The organism is Falsihalocynthiibacter sp. CO-5D18, assembly GCF_041205445.1.
Taxonomy (GTDB): domain Bacteria; phylum Pseudomonadota; class Alphaproteobacteria; order Rhodobacterales; family Rhodobacteraceae; genus Falsihalocynthiibacter; species Falsihalocynthiibacter arcticus.
This window is the reverse complement of sequence record NZ_JBGFCF010000068.1, coordinates 1-773: the sequence shown is the minus strand read 5'-3', so window position 1 is coordinate 773 and position 773 is coordinate 1. Positions and strand designations below refer to the sequence as shown.

Here is a 773-nt window from a genome sequence, read left to right as displayed (position 1 = left end):
TCAGACAAACTCGAACTCGTCTCGGCCAGGCCAGTACCCCTGCCCGTTTATGCCGCACAAAGACCGCGCCACTCTGTGAGCGCGGCAGTGCGATTGGCTTTGAAATGATCTCTTTGGGAAAGGCTGCGCTCCTGATTGAAGTGGTTGAAAACGGATGCATGAACGGAGGTAAATTTCTGCAAACTTCGCATTCGGCGGAAGCGCTGCATGGCACGTTCTCGTCGTCGGAACGGCAAGTGTGAATTCTCAGCGCGATTGTTTTTCCAACGACCCGTTTCGCCGCGTTACCAATCACGTTCATCGCGGCGGCGTATGAGCGAAGTTTGTCAGTGACTATAATGTCCCGACACTTCTCCATCGCCCGTCTACAAACACAGCTTTAGTTAACCGCTGTGTTAAATGATGTATCAGCCTTTTCACCAAACCGCACCAATTCTGAATTCTCGGATTTTTTCTGTGCCTGAATGTAGGATAGTCATCACCAGAGTGGACGCCGAACTTCAAAAATGGTGTAGTGGGTCACCCTCTTTTTGTGTTGTTGAGGAGATTTAGAAGTTGGGCTCAAATCGGACACCAGCCGGACACGCCAAAGTCGGAACGCAAAAAGCCCCGCTGATGCGAGGCGTAAGGCGCTGTATTTAATGTATTTTATTGGTTGCGGGAGTCAGATTTGAACTGACGACCTTCAGGTTATGAGCCTGACGAGCTACCGGGCTGCTCCATCCCGCGACGCTTAGGCATTTTGCCTTAGTTCGCATCCCAGTTTTTGTAAT

1 tRNA gene and 1 pseudogene are annotated in these 773 nt (G+C 50.6%); both read right to left on the bottom strand.

What is annotated here, in order from left to right:
• Nucleotides 1-47 precede the first annotated feature (47 nt).
• Nucleotides 48-340: pseudogene (locus AB9F27_RS21905) on the bottom strand (DDE-type integrase/transposase/recombinase); the annotation flags it as partial.
• A gap of 312 nt (nt 341-652) precedes the next feature.
• Nucleotides 653-729 (bottom strand) — tRNA-Met (locus tag AB9F27_RS21900).
• Nucleotides 730-773: the final 44 nt, after the last annotated feature.